Source organism: Rhizobium sp. BK176, assembly GCF_024808055.1.
Window position 1 is genome coordinate 30664 of the sequence record NZ_JANUBV010000022.1, and the last position, 21359, is coordinate 52022.

Annotated in this window: 19 protein-coding genes; 18 read left to right on the forward strand and 1 reads right to left on the reverse strand. The window is 60.1% G+C overall.

The window, feature by feature from the left end; translation table 11 throughout:
- Positions 1 to 83: 83 nt before the first annotated feature.
- From FHT76_RS34710 to FHT76_RS34770, 13 genes are all read left to right on the forward strand, one after another.
- Entirely contained in the window at positions 84 to 1301 is a 1218-nt protein-coding gene (locus FHT76_RS34710) for a deoxyguanosinetriphosphate triphosphohydrolase (RefSeq protein ID WP_259129649.1), read from the forward strand.
- A 65-nt stretch (positions 1302 to 1366) separates the two neighbouring features.
- Positions 1367 to 3124, forward strand: a complete 1758-nt coding sequence (gene argS, locus FHT76_RS34715; protein ID WP_183864135.1) for an arginine--tRNA ligase — start codon at positions 1367 to 1369, stop codon at positions 3122 to 3124.
- A gap of 59 nt (positions 3125 to 3183) precedes the next feature.
- Positions 3184 to 6198: an SPOR domain-containing protein gene (locus tag FHT76_RS34720; RefSeq protein ID WP_183864136.1), complete on the forward strand. Its 3015-nt coding sequence runs from the start codon at positions 3184 to 3186 to the stop codon at positions 6196 to 6198.
- A 107-nt stretch (positions 6199 to 6305) separates the two neighbouring features.
- Entirely contained in the window at positions 6306 to 7319 is a 1014-nt protein-coding gene (nagZ, locus tag FHT76_RS34725; RefSeq protein ID WP_183864137.1) for a beta-N-acetylhexosaminidase, read from the forward strand.
- 21 nt (positions 7320 to 7340) lie between these two features.
- Positions 7341 to 8201: a ScpA family protein gene (locus FHT76_RS34730; RefSeq protein WP_183756993.1), complete on the forward strand. Its 861-nt coding sequence runs from the start codon at positions 7341 to 7343 to the stop codon at positions 8199 to 8201.
- A gap of 32 nt (positions 8202 to 8233) precedes the next feature.
- The gene (gene scpB, locus FHT76_RS34735; RefSeq protein WP_183864221.1) at positions 8234 to 8914 is read left to right on the forward strand and encodes an SMC-Scp complex subunit ScpB; all 681 of its coding nucleotides are present in this window, start codon (positions 8234 to 8236) and stop codon (positions 8912 to 8914) included.
- A gap of 185 nt (positions 8915 to 9099) precedes the next feature.
- Positions 9100 to 9300: a twin-arginine translocase TatA/TatE family subunit gene (locus FHT76_RS34740; RefSeq protein WP_016553757.1), complete on the forward strand. Its 201-nt coding sequence runs from the start codon at positions 9100 to 9102 to the stop codon at positions 9298 to 9300.
- 49 nt (positions 9301 to 9349) lie between these two features.
- Positions 9350 to 9985 carry a Sec-independent protein translocase protein TatB gene (gene tatB / locus FHT76_RS34745; RefSeq protein ID WP_183864138.1) on the forward strand — a complete coding sequence of 212 codons (636 nt, stop codon included), beginning with the start codon at positions 9350 to 9352 and terminating at the stop codon, positions 9983 to 9985.
- On the forward strand, positions 9982 to 10809 hold the full coding sequence (gene tatC, locus FHT76_RS34750) for a twin-arginine translocase subunit TatC (RefSeq protein WP_183864139.1): 828 nt from the start codon (positions 9982 to 9984) through the stop codon (positions 10807 to 10809). The genes tatB and tatC overlap by 4 nt, the downstream gene beginning before the upstream one ends.
- 91 nt (positions 10810 to 10900) lie before the next feature.
- Entirely contained in the window at positions 10901 to 12184 is a 1284-nt protein-coding gene (gene serS / locus FHT76_RS34755; protein ID WP_183864140.1) for a serine--tRNA ligase, read from the forward strand.
- A gap of 4 nt (positions 12185 to 12188) precedes the next feature.
- Positions 12189 to 12956 carry a 5'/3'-nucleotidase SurE gene (gene surE / locus FHT76_RS34760; protein ID WP_183864141.1) on the forward strand — a complete coding sequence of 256 codons (768 nt, stop codon included), beginning with the start codon at positions 12189 to 12191 and terminating at the stop codon, positions 12954 to 12956.
- A gap of 6 nt (positions 12957 to 12962) precedes the next feature.
- On the forward strand, positions 12963 to 13616 hold the full coding sequence (locus tag FHT76_RS34765) for a protein-L-isoaspartate(D-aspartate) O-methyltransferase (protein WP_183864142.1): 654 nt from the start codon (positions 12963 to 12965) through the stop codon (positions 13614 to 13616).
- A 137-nt stretch (positions 13617 to 13753) separates the two neighbouring features.
- Complete coding sequence (locus tag FHT76_RS34770) at positions 13754 to 15322, forward strand: peptidoglycan DD-metalloendopeptidase family protein (RefSeq protein ID WP_259129662.1); 1569 nt, start codon at positions 13754 to 13756, stop codon at positions 15320 to 15322.
- 50 nt (positions 15323 to 15372) lie between these two features.
- On the opposite strand, the gene FHT76_RS34775 is transcribed toward FHT76_RS34770, so the two are convergent.
- Complete coding sequence (locus tag FHT76_RS34775) at positions 15373 to 16248, reverse strand: ATP-binding protein (protein ID WP_183864144.1); 876 nt, start codon at positions 16246 to 16248, stop codon at positions 15373 to 15375.
- A gap of 209 nt (positions 16249 to 16457) precedes the next feature.
- Here FHT76_RS34775 and yajC point away from each other — a divergent pair, with 209 nt between their 5' ends.
- From yajC to FHT76_RS34800, 5 genes are all read left to right on the forward strand, one after another.
- Positions 16458 to 16805, forward strand: a complete 348-nt coding sequence (yajC, locus tag FHT76_RS34780; RefSeq protein ID WP_114712569.1) for a preprotein translocase subunit YajC — start codon at positions 16458 to 16460, stop codon at positions 16803 to 16805.
- A gap of 56 nt (positions 16806 to 16861) precedes the next feature.
- Positions 16862 to 19423, forward strand: a complete 2562-nt coding sequence (gene secDF / locus FHT76_RS34785; protein WP_183864145.1) for a protein translocase subunit SecDF — start codon at positions 16862 to 16864, stop codon at positions 19421 to 19423.
- A 4-nt stretch (positions 19424 to 19427) separates the two neighbouring features.
- On the forward strand, positions 19428 to 19814 hold the full coding sequence (locus FHT76_RS34790) for an Mth938-like domain-containing protein (protein ID WP_183756983.1): 387 nt from the start codon (positions 19428 to 19430) through the stop codon (positions 19812 to 19814).
- A gap of 2 nt (positions 19815 to 19816) precedes the next feature.
- Positions 19817 to 20668 carry a phytoene/squalene synthase family protein gene (locus FHT76_RS34795; RefSeq protein WP_183864146.1) on the forward strand — a complete coding sequence of 284 codons (852 nt, stop codon included), beginning with the start codon at positions 19817 to 19819 and terminating at the stop codon, positions 20666 to 20668.
- A gap of 69 nt (positions 20669 to 20737) precedes the next feature.
- Positions 20738 to 21205 (forward strand): hypothetical protein, encoded by a 468-nt coding sequence (locus FHT76_RS34800; RefSeq protein WP_183864147.1) that lies wholly within the window; start codon positions 20738 to 20740, stop codon positions 21203 to 21205.
- Positions 21206 to 21359: the final 154 nt, after the last annotated feature.

Consider the following 21359-nt stretch of genomic DNA (forward strand, 5'->3'; position numbering starts at 1 on the left):
TTTGCCGTTTATGTGCTCTATAGGTATGAAGAGCGCAAGGCAGCGTCAATGGGCGAGCTGCTGCATATCGGTAACGGTGACGAATGACGATCGACAGGCAAGCATTGGGTTACGGCAACGGTGACAGGGCGGCGTATGCGGCTGATCCCTGGGCGACGCGCGGCAGGCTCTACCCCGAAGACCTAAGCCCAACCCGCTCGGATTTTCAGCGCGACCGCGACCGCATCGTTCATACGACGGCATTTCGTCGGCTGAAGCACAAGACCCAGGTCTTCATCGCTCAGGACGGTGACCACTACCGTACACGGCTGACGCACACGATTGAGGTCGCGCAGGTGGCCCGCGCTCTTGCCAGGGCCCTGAAGCTGGACGAGGATCTCGCCGAGGGAGTGGCGCTCGTCCATGATTTCGGCCACACGCCGTTCGGCCATACGGGCGAGGACGCGCTGCATGAGGCGCTGTTGCCCTACGGTGGCTTCGATCACAACGCCCAGTCGCTGCGTATTGTCACCAAGCTGGAGCGCCGCTATGCCGATTTCGATGGCATCAACCTGACCTGGGAAAGCCTGGAAGGTCTCGTCAAGCACAATGGCCCGCTTCTGACAAAGGACGGCGCCGGCACGCGTGGGCCGGTTCCGCAGCCCATCCTGGATTACTGCGAGATTCACGACCTGGAACTGGACACCTATGCAAGCCTCGAGGCGCAGGTGGCCGCAATCGCCGACGACATCGCCTACAACACGCATGACATCGATGACGGGCTTCGCTCCGGCTATTTGACCTTCGAGATGCTGGAGGAGATCCCGTTTCTGGCCGGTCTGATGACCGAGGTACGGGAACGCTATCCGAACCTGGAGCCTAGCCGCTTTACCCACGAGATCATGCGCCGCCAGATCACGCGCATGGTCGAAGACGTCATTTCCGTTGCCCAACAGGGCCTTGCGGAAATCAAGCCGAAGAGCGCAACGGATATTCGCCAGGCAGGTCGCGTCATTGCAACCTTCTCCGAAGAAATGTCCGAGACCGACCGGCAGATCAAGGCGATGCTTTTTAAGCGCATCTACCGGCATCCCGAGATCATGCGTATTCGCGCCGGCGCGGCGCAGATTGTCACCGATCTCTTCGGAGCCTATATGGCCAACCCGAAGGAGATGCAGAGCCACTATTGGGTGGATCATATTGCGGGCCTTGCAGAAGCGGCGAGGGCGCGCCATGTCGGCGACTATCTGGCGGGGATGACCGACACTTACGCGATCAGTGCCCACAGGCGATTGTTTGACCACACTCCGGATTTGCGATAGGCAGCGGTCGCCCGGCTGGGACCGGACAAATGCCTTGTGGCAAAGCCTATGCATGGAAGAGTGCGATGAACCTTTTTACCGATTTCGACGCCCGGATTAAAACCGCCCTTGAACAGATCGATCTGGTCAAGGAGAAGCGATCTGAGGTGGATTTCGGCCGCATCGCGATCGAACCGCCACGCGACCCAAGCCACGGTGATGTTGCGACCAATGCCGCCATGGTGCTGGCAAAGCCGCTTGGAACCAATCCGCGTGCTCTGGCCGAGATCATCACGGAGAAGTTGAAGGAAGACGCCGACGTCGCTGATGTCTCGGTCGCAGGCCCAGGCTTCATCAATATCAGGCTTTCCGTTGGCTACTGGCAGCGCCTGCTCGCCTCGATGATCGAGGCCGGTACCGACTACGGCCGCTCCATGATCGGCGCCGACAAACGCGTCAACGTCGAGTATGTCTCCGCAAATCCGACCGGGCCCATGCACGTCGGCCACTGCCGCGGCGCTGTCGTCGGCGACGCGCTGGCCAACTTGCTTTCCTTCGCCGGCTTCGACGTCGTCAAGGAATACTACATCAACGATGCGGGCTCGCAGATCGACGTGCTGGCGCGCTCCGTGTTCCTGCGTTACCGCGAAGCACTCGGCGAGAAGATCGGAGAGATTCCGCCCGGACTTTATCCGGGCGACTATCTCGTTCCGGTCGGCCAGTCACTGGCCCGTGACTATGGCGTGAAGCTGCACAACATGCCGGAAGACCAGTGGATGCCGCTGGTGAAAGATCGCACCATCGATGCGATGATGGCGATGATCCGCGAGGATCTCGATGCATTGAACGTGCATCACGACGTGTTCTTCTCGGAGCGCACACTGCATGCGAACGGCGCGGCTGCGATCCGCACGGCTATCAACGACCTGACCTTCAAGGGACATGTCTACAAGGGTACGCTGCCGCCGCCGAAGGGCCAGTTGCCCGAGGATTGGGAAGACCGCGAGCAGACGCTGTTCCGCTCCACTGAGGTCGGTGACGATATGGATCGGCCGCTGATCAAGTCGGACGGCTCCTACACCTATTTTGCTGCCGACGTTGCTTACTTCAAGAACAAGTTCGATCGTAATTTCAACGAGATGATCTATGTTCTTGGTGCTGACCACGGCGGCTACGTCAAACGTCTGGAGGCGGTCGCTCGGGGCGTTTCCGAAGGTAAGGCGAAGCTGACGGTTCTTCTTTGCCAGCTTGTAAAGCTGTTCCGCAATGGTGAGCCGGTGAAGATGTCGAAGCGCTCGGGCGACTTCGTGACGCTGCGCGAAGTTGTCGAGGAAGTCGGCCGCGATTCGGTGCGCTTCATGATGCTTTATCGCAAGAGTTCGGAGCCGTTGGACTTCGATTTCGCGAAGGTAACAGAGCAGTCGAAGGACAATCCGGTGTTCTACGTGCAGTATGCGCATGCGCGCTGCATGTCTGTTTTTCGGCAGGCAAAGGAGGCGTTTCCTGACCTCGACGTCAGCCCCGCCGACCTTGCGAAGGCGGTTGCAGGAATCTCGGATCCCGCTGAATTGCAGCTGGTTGCGAAGGCGGCCGAGTTTCCACGCTTGGTCGAGTCTGCGGCGCAGTCTCAGGAGCCTCACCGCGTCGTATTTTACCTCTACGATCTGGCAAGTTCTTTCCATGCGCACTGGAATAAAGGTAAGGATCAAGTAGACTTACGATTTATTAACGATAAGAACCGAGAATCGAGTATAGCCAGATTAGGGCTGGTGTACGCCGTTGCGTCGGTTTTGAAGTCGGGACTTGCCATTGCGGGTACCGCTGCGCCGGATGAGATGCGGTAGCGTCACCATTTACCCACAATGCTCTGGCATAAACCTTAGCAAGTGCGAGTGGGATGAGTATGGCAGACAAACAGCGGGCGTATGACACGCGTAAGAATACGGACCTCTTTGCTGACGATGATCCTTTGGCGGAACTTGCCCGCATCGTTGGTTTCGAACCACGGGTAGCGGCGAATACTGTTGAGGATGCGCCCCGACAGGAGCCAGCTTTCAATCTCGAAGATGAGTTGTTGCGCGAGTTCGATCGCTACGAGGAGCCTCAGTCTGCTGCTTCGTTTGATCGTTTGCCTGAGCCCGTATTCGAGCAACCGGCTGCGCATGAAGCCCCAATTGGCGAAGCTGAAGTCGCGCCGGCTGCCGAGGCTGAGCCCGACTTTGTCGTCGAGCCTGAAGTTGCCATTGAGCCGGTGGTTTCTCAACAGCAGGAAGTGGCGTCCAACCTTACGCCTGCCGCTTGGGCGTCGAACGCCGTCCGTGACGGTGAGCCGGTATCTGGTGGGGCCCGTGATCTGATCGAAGAACTCGAGATGTCGATCGGTACTGCGCCGGTCCCACCGACGGCGCCTGCCAAGGCTCCCCAGTGGTCTGCCGCCAGCATCCGGCTTCCGATCGCCAATTTCCATCCGGCACGCCGCGACGAGCTCTCAGTTCCGGCAGTTGTTCCTGTTGCTGCGCCTGTCGTCCAGCGGGACATTTCCGTGCCTGAGTCGACTACCGCTGCTTCCGAACACGTCGCTGTCTTTGAGGCGCCCGTTGCCGCAGGCTTCCCCGCCGAAATCGATCGGCATGAAGAGCCTGAGGTTCTTCACGAAGAACTTGAGGTGTTTCAAGACTCGCCCGTGGTCGACCCTCTCATCGATCACAGCGCCTTCGATCTGGCCGCTGCCGCGAAGGATGGTGACGTTCAGGCCGATGCGGCGCTGACGGAAGCCCTGCCAACGGAGATCGACGATATCAATTTCGATATCGACGATCTCCTTGCCGATGTTTCGCACTACCCTGTTCCCGAGCGTCAGGCCGCGCCTGCAGCCGATGCTGCGGAGCTATCGCGCGCTGCAGAACCGGTTCGTGTCGCAGCGCCCATCGTTGCCCCGATGCCGAAGCCGGTCGAGCAACCGTTGGCCGTTCCCTCCGCCAAGGCCGAACCGGAGGGCGATGATCCTTTCGCTGGCCACGACTTCGAACTCGATCTTGAAGGCATCGAGCTCGAGCTGGCGGACTTTGACTTTGCCGAGCCTGCAAAGCCGCAACCGCAGCCACAGGCGATTGAACCGGCGAGAGTGCAGACGCCTGAGCTAGCCACAGTGAAGACGCCGCATGTCGAGGCAGCTAGACCGGTCGCGCCAATGCCCGTCTTCCAGGCGGCGCAGCCCGCTGCGGCCGTCGCTGGTCCGATCCGCCAAGCACCGGTGGAGATGGCGCCCGCCACCAACACGACCGCTACGCCTGCGTTCTCAGCAGATGCTGGAGACGACCTTCCATTCGATCCGTCGATGATTTCGGATGCCGAATATCATCCGGAAGCGGTCGAAGAAATGCATGTGCCGGTGCTGCCGCCGGTTGAGCAGCCGGAACTTGTCGTAACGACCTCCGACTTCGATTTCGACGTCGACGCCGAAATCGCTAATCTGCTTGCTCCTGCAAAGCCAGCGGAAACGCCCGCGAAGCCAGTTGTCGAGGAATGGCGGACCCGAGCTCCGATCTCCGTTGCGCCAACCGCAGCACCAGCCGCGCCTATCGCCAAACAAGCTCCGTTGCAAAACTTGGACGAGTTCGAACGTGCTCTGGAAGAAGATTTCCGTCGCAGCGTCAACGAGCCGGTACAGCGCCGCGAAAATGTTTCTCAGGTTCAGATCCAGTCGGCAAGCGAAGCCGAGGACATGAGCCGGGCACGCTCCATGAAGCGGATGCTGGCTGCAGCTGCAGCGATTGTCGTCTTCGGCAGCGTTGCCTATGCAGGCTACACCTTCCTGGCCGGCAACGGCCGGCTCGGCATCGCCTCCGGCGAACCGCGCGTAATTACCGCTGAGAAGGACCCTGTGAAGGTTGTTCCCGAAAATCCGGGTGGCAAGACCGTGCCGAACCAGGACAAGGCTGTTTACGACAGCGTTGGCGGCGCGGCTGCAGAAGAGCCGAAGCAGAAGGCCTTGGTATCAAGCAACGAGCAGCCGGTGGACGTTGTCCAGCGCACCCTGACGCCAGAAACGCTGCCGGAGGACAATGACAGCGACGTCGCGACACCGCCCATGGCGACGCCGGTTGGCGACACTCAGGATCCGCGCCTGCTGCCGAGCCAGGATACGGCCGTTGCCGACGAGGCTGACAGCGCGAACCAGGCGCCGTCTGTTTCCGCCCGTAAGGTCCGCACGATGATCGTCCGTCCGGACGGTACTCTGGTGGCCCGCGACGAGCCGGCACCCCAAGCCACACCGACGCTGCCCAAGGCAACGCCGGTTCAGACGCAGAAGATCACGGCTGGCGCCAAGCCTGCCGGTGGCACAGCTGCGAATTTCCCGGCATCCGCGCAGGTCGCTTCCGCTGATATACGCTCCACCCCGGTTGAAGAAACCAAGCCGACGCCGGCTCAGGCTCCTCCGGAAAGTGCTTTGGCCAAGGCCGCCGCGGCCACTCCCGCGAACGTCGAGCCGCCCGTCCGGGCGGTGAAGAGTTCTCCAGTCGACGCCGCTCCGGCTCCGGCAGCGCGTCCAGTCGAGACCGAACAGACGAAGGCTGCCGCCGCGGAGGCGCCTGCTGCGCCGGCAGCACCAAAGCCGAAGGAAGTTGCCGCTGTTTCGCCTGCTGCGACGCAAGTTCAGCCGACTGCGGCGGCTGGCGGTTACGGGGTTCAGATCGCATCGCTTCCTTCCGAAGAAGAGGCGAAGAAATCCTACGCGAGCCTTTCGAAGAAGTTTGCGGGCGTGCTCAGTGGCCGCAGCTACGAGATCCGCAAGGCGGAGATCGCAGGCAAGGGAACTTTCTACCGCGTTCGTATTCCGGCCGGCTCGAAGGATGAAGCCGCGGCGATTTGCGAAAAGTACCGTGCTGCAGGCGGCAGCTGCCTCATCTCGAAGTAAGCTTTCGCAGGCATTCAATCGAAGCGGCGGGCCATTGGTCCGCCGTTTTTTTGTGAATGCCGATTGACGCCGCTCGTATTTCCGCATGGCACCTCTATGATTCGGATATGACCGAATCAAAAGCGATGATCCTTGGCTGTAGCGGCCACTCACTCACTCCCGAAGAAAAGGCGCTCTTCAGCGCCGAGCGTCCTTGGGGCTTCATTCTCTTTGGGCGCAACATATCGGAGCCGCAGCAGATCAGCGACCTCGTCGCGGAGATGCGGGAAGCAGTCGGATGGCATGCTCCGGTTCTGATTGACCAGGAAGGCGGGCGCGTTCAGCGTATCCGTCCGCCGATCTTCCAGCATTACCCCTCGGGGCAGCAGCTTGGCGATCTCTACCGCCAGGACAGGGAGAAGGGCGTCCGCGCCGCGTGGCTGATGTCGCGGTTGCACGCCTTCGATCTTTCGGGCCTCGGGATCAATGTTGATTGCCTGCCGGTGCTTGATGTTCCTGTGGAAGGCAGCAGCAACGTGATCGGCAATCGCGCCTACGGGGGCAATCCGGAAACAGTCACGGCCATGGGGCGTGCCGCAGCCGAGGGTCTGAAGGCGGGCGGCCTTCTGCCTGTGATGAAACACATGCCGGGCCACGGTCGCGGCTTTGCTGACTCCCATCACGAGCTGCCGGTTGTTACAGTTTCGCGGGCGGAACTCGAGGCGCATGATTTTCCGCCGTTCATTGCCATGAAGGACGAATTGATGGCAATGACGTGCCATGTTGTCTTTGCGGCAATCGATTCTGAGCGTCCGGCGACTACCTCCCGTAAGGTTATCGACGGCATCATCCGCGACCATATCGGCTTCAAAGGGCTGTTGCTTTCCGATGATACGTCGATGAACGCGCTTGCAGGTACGATCGGAGAGCGTGCCGCCAACATCATCGCCGGCGGATGTGATATCGTGCTGCATTGCAATGGCCACATGGACGAGATGCAACAGGTTGTCGAAAACGTGCCCGTCTTGCAGCACCAGTCGCTCTTGCGCGCACAAGCGGTGCTGAACGGTTTCCCGACGGCGGATAACGCCGAGGAGGCGTCGGTCCGCGCCGAATTCGACGAGATGTTTGCGACTGTCTGATCGCGGAAGGAGCTGGGCTGGGTGAACACGATAAAGGGCACGGAACGGCTACAGGCCGCGGCAACGCCGATGGACAAGCTGTGGCAGGAGAACGACGCGGAGCGCGCGACCTCCGATCCCGCGCTACTGATCGACGTTGCCGGTTTCGAAGGGCCGCTCGACCTTCTGCTCTACCTTGCCCGCAATCAGAAGGTCGATCTCTCCCGCATCTCCGTGTTGGCGCTGGCGGAGCAATATCTGCAATTCATCGAAAGCGCGCGGCGTATCCGGATCGAGCTTGCGGCCGACTATCTCGTCATGGCGGCGTGGCTCGCCTATCTGAAATCGCGCCTGCTGATCCCGCAACAGGCCAAGGATGATGGCCCCTCAGGGGAGGAAATGGCGGCAACGCTTGCCTTCCGCCTGAAGCGCCTCGAAGCAATGCGCGAGGCTGCAAGCGGTCTCGTCAACCGCAACCGTCTGGGCCGCGATATCTTTGCTCGCGGTGCGCCCGAGCATATTCCGGACAGGCAGCAGTCAGCATACACCGCTAGTCTCTACGATCTCCTGACGGCTTATGCGTCTCTCAGGCAGCGTCAGGCGGTGACTCAGGTGACGATTGCACGACGGAATGTTTGGTCGCTGACGGATGCCCGCGAGCTTCTGACCCGCATCATCGGCGAGATCGGCGATTGGACGGCCCTGGAAACCTATCTCCTGCGTTATACGGCGTCGCCGGAAGACAGAGTGACAGCAATTGCCAGTGCGTTTGCGGCTTCCCTCGAGCTCGTTCGCGAAGGTAAGCTTGAAATCCGGCAGGACGGGGCCTTCCAGCCGCTCTATATGCGGCGTGGCCCTAAGCACGGGACGCTGCAGGTGGTCGAACAGGAGCGACCGGCGTGACCGATCTGGAAGACGAACATATCGACAATACGATGGCGGAAGATTCAGAGGACGATCTCCATGCTGAGGCAGAGGCGGAGCGCATTGCCGAAGCACTGGTCTTCGCGTCCGCGCAGCCCGTCTCCGAAGGCTTCATCGCGGACCGCTTGCCGCGTGCGCTGAATGTCCGCGCGATCATGCTGCGCCTGAAGGAGCAGTACGCCCATCGCGGTGTAAACCTGGTCCAAGTGGATGACGCTTGGGCCTTTCGCACGGCGGCAGATCTCTCCTTCGTCATCAGGCGCGACGAGAACGAGGCAAAGAAGCTGTCACGAGCGGCCTTGGAAGTGCTGGCGATCATCGCGTATCACCAGCCGGTGACTCGCGCTGAGATCGAAGACATCAGAGGGGTGCAGACCTCCCGTGGCACGCTTGATGTGCTGATGGAGGCTGGCTGGGTTCGCTTTCGCGGTCGCAGGCGCACGCCCGGTCGCCCCGTCACGTTAGGCACGACGCGCGATTTCCTTGACCATTTCGGCCTGGAGGAGATCCGTGATTTGCCTGGCCTTGAAGAATTGAAGGGCGCGGGATTGCTCTCCGGTCGCATACCGGCCAATTTCAATGTACCATCGCCTGCGATGAACGACGAGTTGACCGAGGACGAAGATCCGATAACGCAACTCGATCTTGAAGAACTCGGTCTGCTTGCGCCTGGTGGCGCCTCCGAAGACTAGGCGGATTGACCTTTGTTCCGTCACGCATTTCGAAAACAACGCCGATCACGGTTTTTCGAATGTGTATTCTCTTGTCACAGACGGCGATACCGTGACATTAAGCGACAATCTACAGGGAACTTTGATGTTGGAATTGGTGTAGGAAACTCTTACATCAAGGAACATCGCAAAAGGGAGTTAGCGTAATGGGTTCTTTTAGCATGTGGCACTGGCTGATCGTTTTAGCCATCGTGCTGTTGTTGTTCGGTCGCGGCAAGATTCCGGAACTGATGGGCGATGTTGCCAAGGGCATCAAGAGCTTCAAGAAGGGCATGAACGACGAAGACAGCACGCCCGAGACCACGGCTGGCAAGACCGTCGATCACAAGGCCGACGAAACCAAGTAATCACCTCCGGGCAAACGTAGCCCCCACGTTTCCCGTCCAGGAGCCTTGAATGTTCGATATTGGTTGGACCGAGCTGCTTGTCATCGCGGTCGTACTGATCGTGGTGGTTGGTCCGAAGGACTTGCCGCCGATGCTGCGTGCGTTCGGCAAGATGACCCAGCGTGCGCGCAAGGTCGCAGGCGAGTTTCGCGCGCAGTTCGACGAGGCGCTCCGTGAAGCCGATCTGGACGATGTGCGCCAGACGCTCGCTGATGCGCAGAAGTTGAACCCCGTCAACAGTTTGCGCGATGCCATGAATCCGCTTCGGCAGATGGGCAACGAGATCAAGGCCGACCTGCAAAAGGCGACGACGGTGGAGAAAAAGACCGAGGTTCCGGCTGCTGCCGTGTCGGTGCCTGAGCCGTCGATGAGCCTGCCGGAGACGCCGCCGGTGGTAGCGCCGCCGCCGGCCGCAGTCTCGGAGCCGGTCGTGGCGGCAACAAGCCCGGTAACGGCGACTGTCCAAGAGAAGCCGAAAGCAGTTCGCAAGCCGCGTGCTAAGGCAGAACCTGCGACGGTTGCCGCTCCAATCGAGAAGCCCAAGCGGGCTTCGACGAAGCCTGCGACCGTCAAGAAGACAGCGGCGGTTGCCGCCACAGCCGCTCCGAAGAAGACGGCAGCAAAGAAGAAGAAGGACGACGCATGAGCGGTGAAATCGAAGATAAGCCGCAGCCATTGATCGAACACTTGATGGAGCTGCGTACGCGGCTGATGTGGTCGATCGGTGCGTTTTTCGTTGCGTTCATCGCCTGCTTCATATTCGCCAAGCACCTCTTCAATGTCCTGGTCTACCCATACAAATGGGCCGTGACCTGGGCGAAGCTGGATGTGTCCAAGGCGCAGCTCATTTACACCGCGCCGCAAGAGTTCTTCTTCACGCAGGTGAAGGTCGCCATGTTCGGCGGCCTAGTCATCGCGTTTCCGATTATCGCGGCTCAGATCTACAAGTTCGTGGCGCCCGGCCTCTACAAGAACGAGCGCGCCGCCTTCCTGCCGTTTTTGGTCGCGTCGCCGATCCTGTTTCTGATGGGCGCTTCGCTCGTCTACTTCTTCTTCACGCCGATGGTCATGTGGTTCTTCCTGACCATGCAGCAGGCGCCGGGTGAGGGCGATGTTGCGATCTCCCTGCTTCCCAAGGTCTCCGAATATCTCAGCCTGATCATGACGCTGGTGTTTTCGTTTGGCCTCGTTTTCCAGCTTCCAGTGATCACCACGCTACTCGCCCGCGTTGGCCTGTTGACGTCCCAATGGCTTGCCGAGAAGCGCAAGTTTGCGATCGTGCTTGCCTTTATCGTTGCAGCGGTGCTGACGCCGCCTGATCCGATGTCCCAGATCGGCCTTGCGCTGCCGACCATCCTTCTCTACGAGATTTCCATCTACGCGGCGCGACTCGTGGAGCGCCAGCGTGCCCGCGAGGCGGTCGAAGAGGCTGAGGGAACCACGGACGTTGCCAAGACGGACAACGTCTGACGATCTCCCTCAATGAGCGCTTCCAAGCATCCGGTCGAGGCCCAGCCGGGCGTTGGCCGGGTTATCTTTTTTACAACGACCTGGAACGACGATGCTCGATATCAAATGGATCCGTGAGAATCCCGAAGCGCTCGATGCGGCACTTGCCAAGCGTGGTGCCGAGCCTTTGTCTGAAAGCCTGATCGCGGTCGATGAAAAACGCCGCTCGTCCATTCAGAAGGTCCAGGACATGCTGTCCCGCCGCAATGCCGCCTCCAAGGAGATCGGCGCTGCGATGGCACAGAAGAACAGTGAGCTTGCCGAAAAACTCAAGGCTGAAGTGGCCGACCTGAAGGTGCTGCTGCCGAACGCCGAAGAGGACGAGCGACAGGCGACCGACGAACTGAATGACGCGCTGTCGCGCATTCCGAACGTCCCGCATGACGACGTACCGGTCGGCAACGACGAGCACGACAATGTCGTTGCCCGGATCGTCGGAGAGAAGCCGCGCTGGAATCACACGCCGAAGGAACACTTCGAGATCGGCGAAGCGCTCGGCTACATGGATTTCGAGCGGGCTGCCAAGCTGTCGGGATCGCGCTTCACCGTGCTCACTGGTCCGCTCGCTCGGCTAGAACGTGCGCTCGGTCAGTTCATGATCGACCTGCATACCGGCGAGCACGGCTATACTGAAGTCAGCTCTCCGCTGATGGTCCGCGACGATGCCATGTTCGGTACCGGGCAGTTGCCGAAGTTTGCGGAAGACCTGTTCAAGACGACGGATGGCCGCTGGCTGATCCCGACCGCCGAGGTGACGCTCACCAATCTTGTCTCTGGCGAAATCCTCGATCAGGAAAAGCTGCCGCTCCGTTTCACCGCGCTGACACCGTCTTTCCGTTCGGAAGCGGGCTCGGCCGGCCGCGATACGCGTGGCATGCTGCGCCAGCATCAGTTCTGGAAGTGCGAACTCGTCTCGATTACCGATGCTGAAAGCTCGCTTGCCGAACACGAGCGCATGACGGCTTGTGCCGAAGAGGTCTTGAAGCGTCTCGGCCTGCATTTCCGTACGATGACGCTCTGCACCGGCGATATGGGCTTTGGTGCGCGCAAGACCTACGACCTCGAGGTCTGGCTGCCCGGGCAGAATACCTATCGCGAAATCTCGTCCTGCTCGGTCTGCGGCGATTTCCAGGCGCGTCGTATGAATGCGCGCTATCGCGGCAAGGAAGACAAGGCGACGAAGTTCGTTCACACGCTGAATGGCTCCGGTACGGCCGTCGGTCGCTGCTTGATTGCGGTTCTGGAGAACTATCTGAATGAGGATGGTTCCGTGACGATTCCAGATGCGCTGCTGCCATACATGGGCGGCTTGAAGAAGATCGAACGGGCGGCTTGAACCAATGCGCATTCTGCTCACCAACGACGACGGCATTCACGCAGAAGGCCTCGCGGCGCTGGAGCGGATTGCACGGACACTCTCCGACGACGTCTGGATTGTCGCGCCGGAGACGGATCAGAGCGGCCTCGCTCATTCGCTGAGCCTTTCCGAGCCGTTGCGGCTTCGCAAGATTTCCGACAGGCATTTCGCGCTGCGCGGAACGCCTACCGATTGCGTCATCATGGGCATCAAGCAAGTCATGGACATTAAGCCGGATCTGGTGCTTTCAGGCGTCAATTCTGGCTCGAACGTCGCCGACGATATCACCTATTCGGGCACCGTCGCCGGCGCCATTGAAGGCACGCTGCAGGGTGTCCGCTCTGTTGCATTGAGCCAGGCCTACCTGCACCAAGACGGCGCAAGGACAGTCCCCTGGGAGGTCTGTGAGGCACACGCCCCGGTGCTCCTCGATAAACTGATGACGCTCGAATTGCCCGTTGGGACGTTCCTGAACCTGAACTTTCCGAATTGCAGGCTCGAGGAAGTCGAGGGTGTCGAAGTGACGGCACAAGGTAAGCTCGCCTTCAATTTGCAGGTCGATGAACGGGCGGATGGACGCGGCTTTCCATACTACTGGCTCAGGTTCGGCGAGCGTGCCGGCGCCTTCACCGCAGGCACGGATATTCACGCTTTGAAGCATCGCAAGATTTCGGTAACTCCTTTGAAACTGGATTTGACTGATTATTCCGTACAGGACCGCGTGGCGCGGGCGCTTTCGGGTACGGAGTAGATCGCTTTGACTGCACGGTTGGTGGAGAAGGAAGGCTTTGCGGCGCTTGTGTTGAGGCTGCGAGCCGAGGGTGTATCCGATCTGGACCTGCTGACGGCGGTGGAGCAGACGCCGCGGTCATTGTTCGTGCCGCCCCAGTTTGCCGAGCAGGCCTATTCCAGCCGCACGATACCGATCGAATGCGGCTCCTTTATTGAAGGCGTGGATTTCGCGGTCAGGGTTCTGCATCACTTGAAAATCAAGCCGGGGCAACGTGTCCTAGAGGTCGGCACGGGCAGCGGCTTCATGTCCGCCGTCATGGCGCGCATGGCCGAACGCGTGCTGACGATCGACCGCTACAAGACGTTGACGACAAACGCGCAGCGCCGTCTCGATTCGCTTGGGCTCCGGAATGTCATTATTCGCCAGGCCGATGGCAGCGCTGGCCTGCAAGGTGAGGGGACGTTCGACCGGATTCTGGTCACCGCTGCGTTCAACGCGATGCCGCGGTTCTACACCGACCAGCTTGTTTCCGGCGGTTCGATGATCGCCCCTTTGATGATTTCCGAGAATGAGTGTCGCCTGGTGCGGCTTACAAAAACGGGCAGCCGCTTCGAGCGCGAAGAACTGTTCGACACGCCTTATCTCCCGATCGTGCCGCGGCTGGCTTCGCAACTTTGAGGCGATCCGCCTGTTGGTGTTGCTATGGTTAGCAATCTCTCAAAAAAATCTCGCGAATTTCGGCACCTTAACCGCGTGGTAATACTAACGCGCTTTAATAAACCCACAAATGGTTGCGTTCATCAGTGGGTCGAGTCATGCGTTTCAGTCTTTCGCCAAGAGTAGGCAAGTCTGCCGGTAATGTCCTGATAGCGGCTTTGCTGGCGAGTACAGTAGCGGGTTGCAGTTCCGATGTGACACGTTTCGGTGGTCTTTTCTCGTCGTCCGGTCAGGATCAGATGACGACCAATTCCATTCCGCGCAGAAACATGAGTGGCCTACAAGCCGATCCTGTTCCACAGGCAGATCTTGCCCAGGGTGGCTATGCTGCGAACAACCAAGCGATGAACCAGCCTTATCCGGCCCAGCCAGCTTACGGCGCCTCCAGCGCCCGGATGGCCTCTGCACCCGTCTCAGTTCAGCGTTCGGAGCTTGCTGCGCCGTCCGCAGTAGCGCCGGCCGCGCCGTCCAGGGAAAAGCAGGTCGCACTCGCTCAACCGTTTCCCGCTGCCGCGGCTCCGAAGAAGTCGGCGCCAATTCTCGTTCCGCCAAAGGCGGCAACCGACTCGATCGTTACCGGCACGACACCCAAGGTTTCCGGCTGGTCAGCAAACAACGCGCCGTCCGTTACCCTTCGCCCGGGTGAAAGCATTACGACGCTCGCCAATCGCTATGGTGTGCCGGAAAAGGAAATCCTCAGGGTCAACGGCTTCAAGACTGCCGCTGCCGCCAAGCCCGGTCAGATCATCCTGATCCCGACCCTCAACGGTGGCAATGCCGCCAAGGCATCTGCCCAGACGGCAGATCTCTCCAAGGGTGGCCACCTGCCGCAGCCTGGTAAACAGCAGGAACAGAACGTTGCGGTCGTGCCGGGCGCGAACTCCGCCCGCGACAAGTCGATCGCAAATGCGGATTCGTCCGGCAAGCTTTCGGCCGGTGCAGGCAAAGGGCCGAAGGGCGCCGGCGGCACTTACGTCGTCAAGCCGGGCGACTCGCTTGCCAAGATCGCCAAGGCGACGGGCACCAGCATCGACGATCTGAAGGCTGCCAATAATCTGTCGGCCGGTTCGATCCGCATCGGCCAGGAGCTCAATCTGCCGGGCGCTTCGCGGGATGGCATGAAGACGGCTTCCATTCCGGCGAAGGCAGAGCCGAAGCCGGTCGCGGAGCCCGCCTCCGCAACGTCGACTGCGGCTGCACAGCCGGCAACCTACAAGGCTCCTGTTGCCACCGAGACGGTGGACGAGGCGGCCAAGAAGGAAGTGGCGTCCGCAGCACCTGAGGCAACCGGCATCGGCAAATATCGCTGGCCGGTCCGTGGAGCCGTCATTGCGGCCTACGGCGCCAACGTCAACGGCAGCCGCAACGATGGTATCGACATTTCCGTGCCGCAGGGTACGCCGATCAAGGCCGCCGAAAACGGCGTGGTGATCTATGCAGGCAACGGCCTGAAGGAACTCGGCAACACGGTTCTCGTCCGCCACGACGACGGGACGGTCACTGTCTACGGCAATGCCGATACCCTGAGCGTCACCCGCGGCCAGAAGATCCAGCGCGGCCAGACGGTTGCCGTCTCCGGGATGAGCGGCAGCGTCAAGCAGCCGCAGGTCCACTTCGAAGTCCGCAAGGATGCGACTCCGGTCAACCCGATTACTTTCCTCGAATAGGTATTGCGTCCGAGGGTGCTCAAAAGCCCGGCCTCAAAGCCGGGCTTTTGTCATTGGGCGCGGTCGAGCGCGATACGCATCCGGCCGGCGAGATCCTGAATGTACTGCCAGGCGACGCGGCCGGAACGCGCACCACGGGTCGTCGCCCATTCCAGCGCCTCCGCATGCATTTTCTCGCGATCGACCGGCAGCTTGAAATGGTCAGCATAGCCGTCGATCATCGTCAGATAGTCGTCCTGGCTGCATTTGTGGAAGCCAAGCCAAAGGCCAAACCGGTCCGATAGCGAAACCTTTTCCTCAACCGCTTCGGAGGGATTGATCGCCGTTGACTGCTCGTTCTCCATCATGTGACGCGGGAGCAGGTGGCGGCGGTTCGAGGTCGCATAGAAGAGGACGTTGTCCGGTCGACCTTCCACGCCGCCGTCAAGGGCTGCCTTGAGCGATTTGTATGCCGTATCATCGTGATCGAACGAGAGATCGTCGCAGAAGACGATGACACGGTGCGGCGTGTCCTTGAGAAGATCGAGCAGTGTGGGGAGGCTCGCAATGTCTTCGCGATGCACTTCCACCAGCTTCAGCGATACTCCACTCTCGCGTCGCACGTCTTCGTGAACAGCCTTGACGAGCGAGGACTTGCCCATACCGCGCGCACCCCAAAGGAGAACATTGTTTGCCGCATAGCCTTCGGCAAAGCGCACCGTATTCTCGTGCAGGATGTCCCGCACGCGGTCGACGCCGCGGATCAGCTTCAGGGCCACGCGATTCGGGCGAGCAATCGGTTGGAGGTGCTGGCGGGCAGGGGACCAGACGAAGCAGTCTGCCGCGCTCCAGTCGTTGATCGCCGGCGCCGGACCAGCCAACCGGTCGATGGCGTCCGCCAGCCGGCGCAGCTCTGCCAGAATGGCGTTGTTGACGTCTTCGGCCATGGGCCTTCCTCCTGAATTCTGGTTGCGACCAGCGTGCTGTGTCTTTTGCCTGCGGCGTAGCATGGCCTTTTGAGAGCGGAAAGGTTATGAGGCAGCGGAATCGGTACGGTTTCCGGCTCTTTCTGTTGCATTCGCAAAGACCATAATTATAGTCCGGCCACCCGAGAAAAGGCGGAGTTCCGCCACCGGAAAGTTTTGAGGAGTTTAGCATGTTCATCACCCCGGCATTTGCCCAGGCTGCCACCGACACCGCGGCGTCGCCGTTCGGCTCTGGCCTTGAAATGATCATCCTTTTCGTGCCGCTGATGGTCGTCTGGTACTTCCTGCTGATCCGTCCGCAGCGCGCGCAGGCCAAGAAGCGTGAAGAAACGCTGAAGGCGATCCGTCGCGGCGATCAGGTTGTCACCGGTGGCGGTCTCGTTGGCAAGGTTACCAAGGTTGTTGACGACAAGGAGCTCGAAGTGGAAATTGCGGACGGCGTTCGCGTTCGCGTCGTCCGCACCGGCATTACGGAAGTTCGCGTAAAGGGCGAGCCGGTCAAGGCGGACGCTGCATAATATTGCAAATCCAGCTGTGAACCGGATTGGGCCGGGTCGGAAATAGTCGAGAGAAAATGCATCGTTTTTCCCGCCTGAAGGCCGTTCTGATCCTGGTTCTGGTAGCGGTGGCCGCGGTAATCGCGGCCCCAAATCTGTTATCGAACGCGCAGCGCTCTACGCTGCCTGCATGGCTGGCCGGTAGCCGCGTTGTCCTCGGCCCTGATGTCCAGGGCGGCTCCCATCTGCTTCTCCAGATTGAACGCGCCGATATCGTGAAGGATCGGCTGGAGCGCACGGTAGCGGATGTTCGCGGCAAGTTGCGCGAAGCCAACATTCGCTACACCGGCCTGACTGGCACAGACCAGGATATCACCGTCAAGATTACCGATGTGAGCCAAGTGGATGCTGCCGTCCACGCGTTAGACCCGCTGACAGTGGCGACAAAAAGTGGCTGGTTCGGAGGCTCTGTCCAGAATGTATCCCTGCAGAAGGGCAACGACGGACAACTTTCGTTGCGAATTTCCGACAACAACATCGACGAGGGCACCGTAGCCGCTCAGGCGCAGTCCCTGGCGGTCGTAGAGCGGCGCATCGCCGGCCTTGGGATAACGGATTTTTCCGTTCGCGCCGATGGTAACGACCGTATCGACGTCAAGGCCCTCGGCTCCATCGACGTGGAGCGGCTGAAGAACATTTTGAATGAGCCTGCCCAGCTTTCAGTTCGGCTGATCGATGAAACTATGTCCGGGCAGCAAGCTCTTGCCGGTCGCTGGCCGGCGACATCGGAGGTGCTCTACTCGCTTGACGATCCGCCCGTTCCGTACCTCGTCGATCGAACGGATTTCGTCACGGGCAAGAATCTGGCGGATGTCCAAGCGGTTGCCGATGCGCAAGCGGATGCGGTCGCGATCACCTACAAGCTGGATGCTGAAGGGACCGAGCAGCTCGCACAGAAGACGCGCCAGAACATTGGCCGGCACCTTGCCATACTCTTCGATGATCAGGTCATGGCGGCGCCGCTGATCAATGCACCAATCCTGGATGGGACCGGACGGGTTCCTGTCAGTTTCAGCGAGGATGGAGCTCGCGATCTTGCGCTGATGTTGCGAAGTGGCGCCCTGCCGGCGACATTGACGACCGTGGAAGAGCGCACCGTCAGCCCGGCCCTCGGCGCGGAATCGAAGCGCGCCGGTCTGGTGGCTGGCTTTGTCGCCGCAATCCTTGTTACCGGTTTGATGTTTGCCTTCTATCGCAAGCTGGGCATCATCGCCGGTATTTCGCTGGTCCTGAATCTCCTCCTGATTCTCGCCGTGTTAAGCGTGATCGGCGCAACACTGACGCTGCCCGGCCTCGCAGGCATTGTCTTGATCATAGGCATGGCGGTCGATGCCAATGTGCTCGTCTACGAGCGCATCAGGGAAGAGGCGAAAGCAGGCCATTCCTTCGCGGACGCGATCGATAACGGGTTTTCGCGTGCATTCCTGACGATCCTTGACGCCAATGTCACGATCGTCATTGCGGCAGTCATTCTCTACTACCTCGGCAGCGATACCGTTCGCGGTTTTGCGGTAACGCTCGCGGCGGGGATTCTGACGACTGTCTTTACCACCTTCACGCTGACGCGCTGGATCGTCGTTACCTGGCTTCACCGCAAGCATCCGAGGCACCTGCCCAGGGATGTGCAGACGGGCATCTTCGATCATGCCAAGATCCGGTTCATGGGCATACGGCGCTACACGTTCACGGTGTCGGCGGCACTTTCGATCCTGGCCATGATCGGCTTTGCAACGCTTGGCGCAAATCTTGGGGTGGATTTTGCCGGCGGGTCGTTGGTGGAGGTCAAGGCGAAGCAAGGAAATGCCGATCCGGATGATATTCGCGCCCGTCTCGGTGACCTGAACATTGGGGACATCGAGGCACGCCGCCTATCCGACGCATCGACAGCGCTGGTTCGTATTCAGTCGCAGGGCGGTGGCGAGAATGCCGAACAGTCGGCGATGACGTTGCTACGCGATGAGTTGGCGGACGACTACGAAATCCGTCGGGTCGAGGTCGTCGGCCCTGCCGTGTCCGGAGAGCTGACCAGGGCCGCGACATTCGGCCTCCTTGGTTCGCTTGCCGTCATTTTGTTTTACATCTGGCTCCGCTTCGAATGGCAGTTCGCGGTCGGTGCGATCATCGCGACGCTCCACGATATCATCCTGACGCTTGGCCTCTTCGTGTTGACCGGTATGGAATTCAATCTGACAAGCGTTGCGGCTATCCTGACGATCGTTGGCTATTCGCTCAACGATACGGTCGTGGTCTACGACCGAATGCGCGAGAACCTGAAACGCTATCGCAAGATGCCCATGCCGATCCTGATTGACGCTTCCATCAATCAGACCCTGTCGCGCACGGTTCTGACGGCGGCGACAACATTGCTCGCGCTGCTAGCGCTCTGCCTTTTCGGCGGTGAGGTGATCCGCCCCTTCGCCTTTGTAATGCTATTCGGCGTTGCCATCGGCACCTTTTCCTCCATTTACATAGCCGCGCCCGTGCTGATCGCGTTCAAGCTCCGCCCGGACGCGATCGATAGCGACCAACATGAGAAAGTGGCCGAGCCGGAGACAAACCCCGGCAATCCGGCAGTGTGAGAATATGGCAAGAGGCATAGAAATCCGCGAGGCGCATTTTCCAGGACGTGCGCCCATCGACACTTACGGCAATGGCGGCTTCCGTTTCGCCGATATGTCCCACCGCGGGTCCATCCTGTGCCTGCCATCCGGCATTTATGGCTGGGACATGGATGCGTCGAAGCCACTGTCGATCGAGAATTTTCAAAAGGTGATCGACGAGGCTGCCGAGATCGAGGTACTGTTGATCGGCACCGGAGATGATATGCGCCCGATTCCGGCCGATCTGAAGGCGGCGTTGAAGGCCGCGGGTATTTCATCGGATCCCATGAATACCGGTGCCGCAGTTCGGACCTTCAACATCATGCTGATGGAATCCCGCGCGGTTGCCGCGGCATTGATAGCGGTCTGACAATGGCCGATCAGTCTTTGACGAACCAGGATCTTTGCCTGGCGACGCTCCGCGACAATGACCGCGACCGCTACCTTGCCTGCCTGCTGTCGCCGCAGGAGAAGCGCGGCGCTCTCGCAGCGCTCTACGCCTTCAATGCCGAGCTTGCGCGTATTCGCGATCTGGTGCACGAGCCGCTTCCCGGTGAAGTGCGCATGCAGTACTGGCGGGACCTGTTGGAAGGCAACGCCCACGGGTCCACCCAGGCAAATCCGATTGCCTCAGCCCTATTGACTGCCGTGGATGACCACCGCCTGCCGAAACAGACGCTCGTGAACATGGTCGATGCTCGTATCTTCGATCTCTACGACGATCCGATGGAGACGCGCGTCTCGCTCGAGGGATATGCCGGCGAAACGGCATCGGCTCTCATTCAACTGGCTAGCTTGGTACTTGCACCGACCGAGGCTGCCGCTTCCGCAGAAGCCGCCGGACACGCAGGCGTTGCCCAAGCGATCGCCGGTCTTCTGCTTCTGATGCCGTTGCATCGCCACCGCGGGCAACTCTACGTTCCGCTTGAAATCCTGTCAGCGACAGGACTTGACCGCGAAACATTTCTCGCCGGTGAAGATAGGGCACGGATCTCCGCAGCGATCGAAGCCTTTGCGGGGCTCGGCCGCGACCATCTCGCGAAGGCGAGAAGCGTCGCAATAGCTCCGAACGTGTTTCCGGCCTTCCTGCCAGCTGCTCTGGCAGAGCCGGTCCTCATCACAGCTCAGAAGGCCGGCGCAGGACTGTTCGAACGTCAGCTTCAACAGTCGCAGTTGCGGCGCCAGACACGCATGCTGCTTGCGATGATGCGCAAGAAAATCTGATCCTGTTTAAACTCGCGCAAGGCTCGTGTGTTATAACGACGCCATTGCCGTTTTTGATCGGAGAGGGACGTGAGCATAATCGTCTGGGCCGTTATTTTCGCGATCGTCATCTTCATCGCCTTCATCTCGACGCGGATGGCCGCGCAGAACAAGGAAGATGGCCTTCACGATACCGGGCTCGCCATCATCGAATTCAACCGCGCTTTCCCGAATGAAGCAATCCGCCAGCTGCAGGCGACCGCCAACGGGCAGGCAGTGTTCGTGCGCCTGCATGACAACAAGGCTGGCTACATGCGCAGCATGCAGAGGCACTATTCATGCCACGTCATTGAACCGGGCAGGGTGCGCGTTCTAAGCTCGGAAACCGGCAGAGGTCTCAGCATTGAGTTCCTTGACGCGCCGCATCAGAGCGGTACGTTCGAATTCGCGTCCGCCAGGGAAGCGTCGGAGGTCTCTCTCTGGCTCCTTGGCAACTATGTGGCGGAGCCGGACAAGGCCCTGCCGCCCCATAACTCCACAATCGCAGACCGCCACTAAGGAAGCTGGCGCTGCTATTTCCGTGGATGCTGCGGCGCCTCGCGCGAGGCGTTGCTGCGGCCGTTTTGCCGTTGCCTACGGCCTGAAATAGGCGCAAGATTTAGGCTCATCCGGTAAAGTTTGAGTTTGTATTCAAAAGCGCTATGGGAGGTGC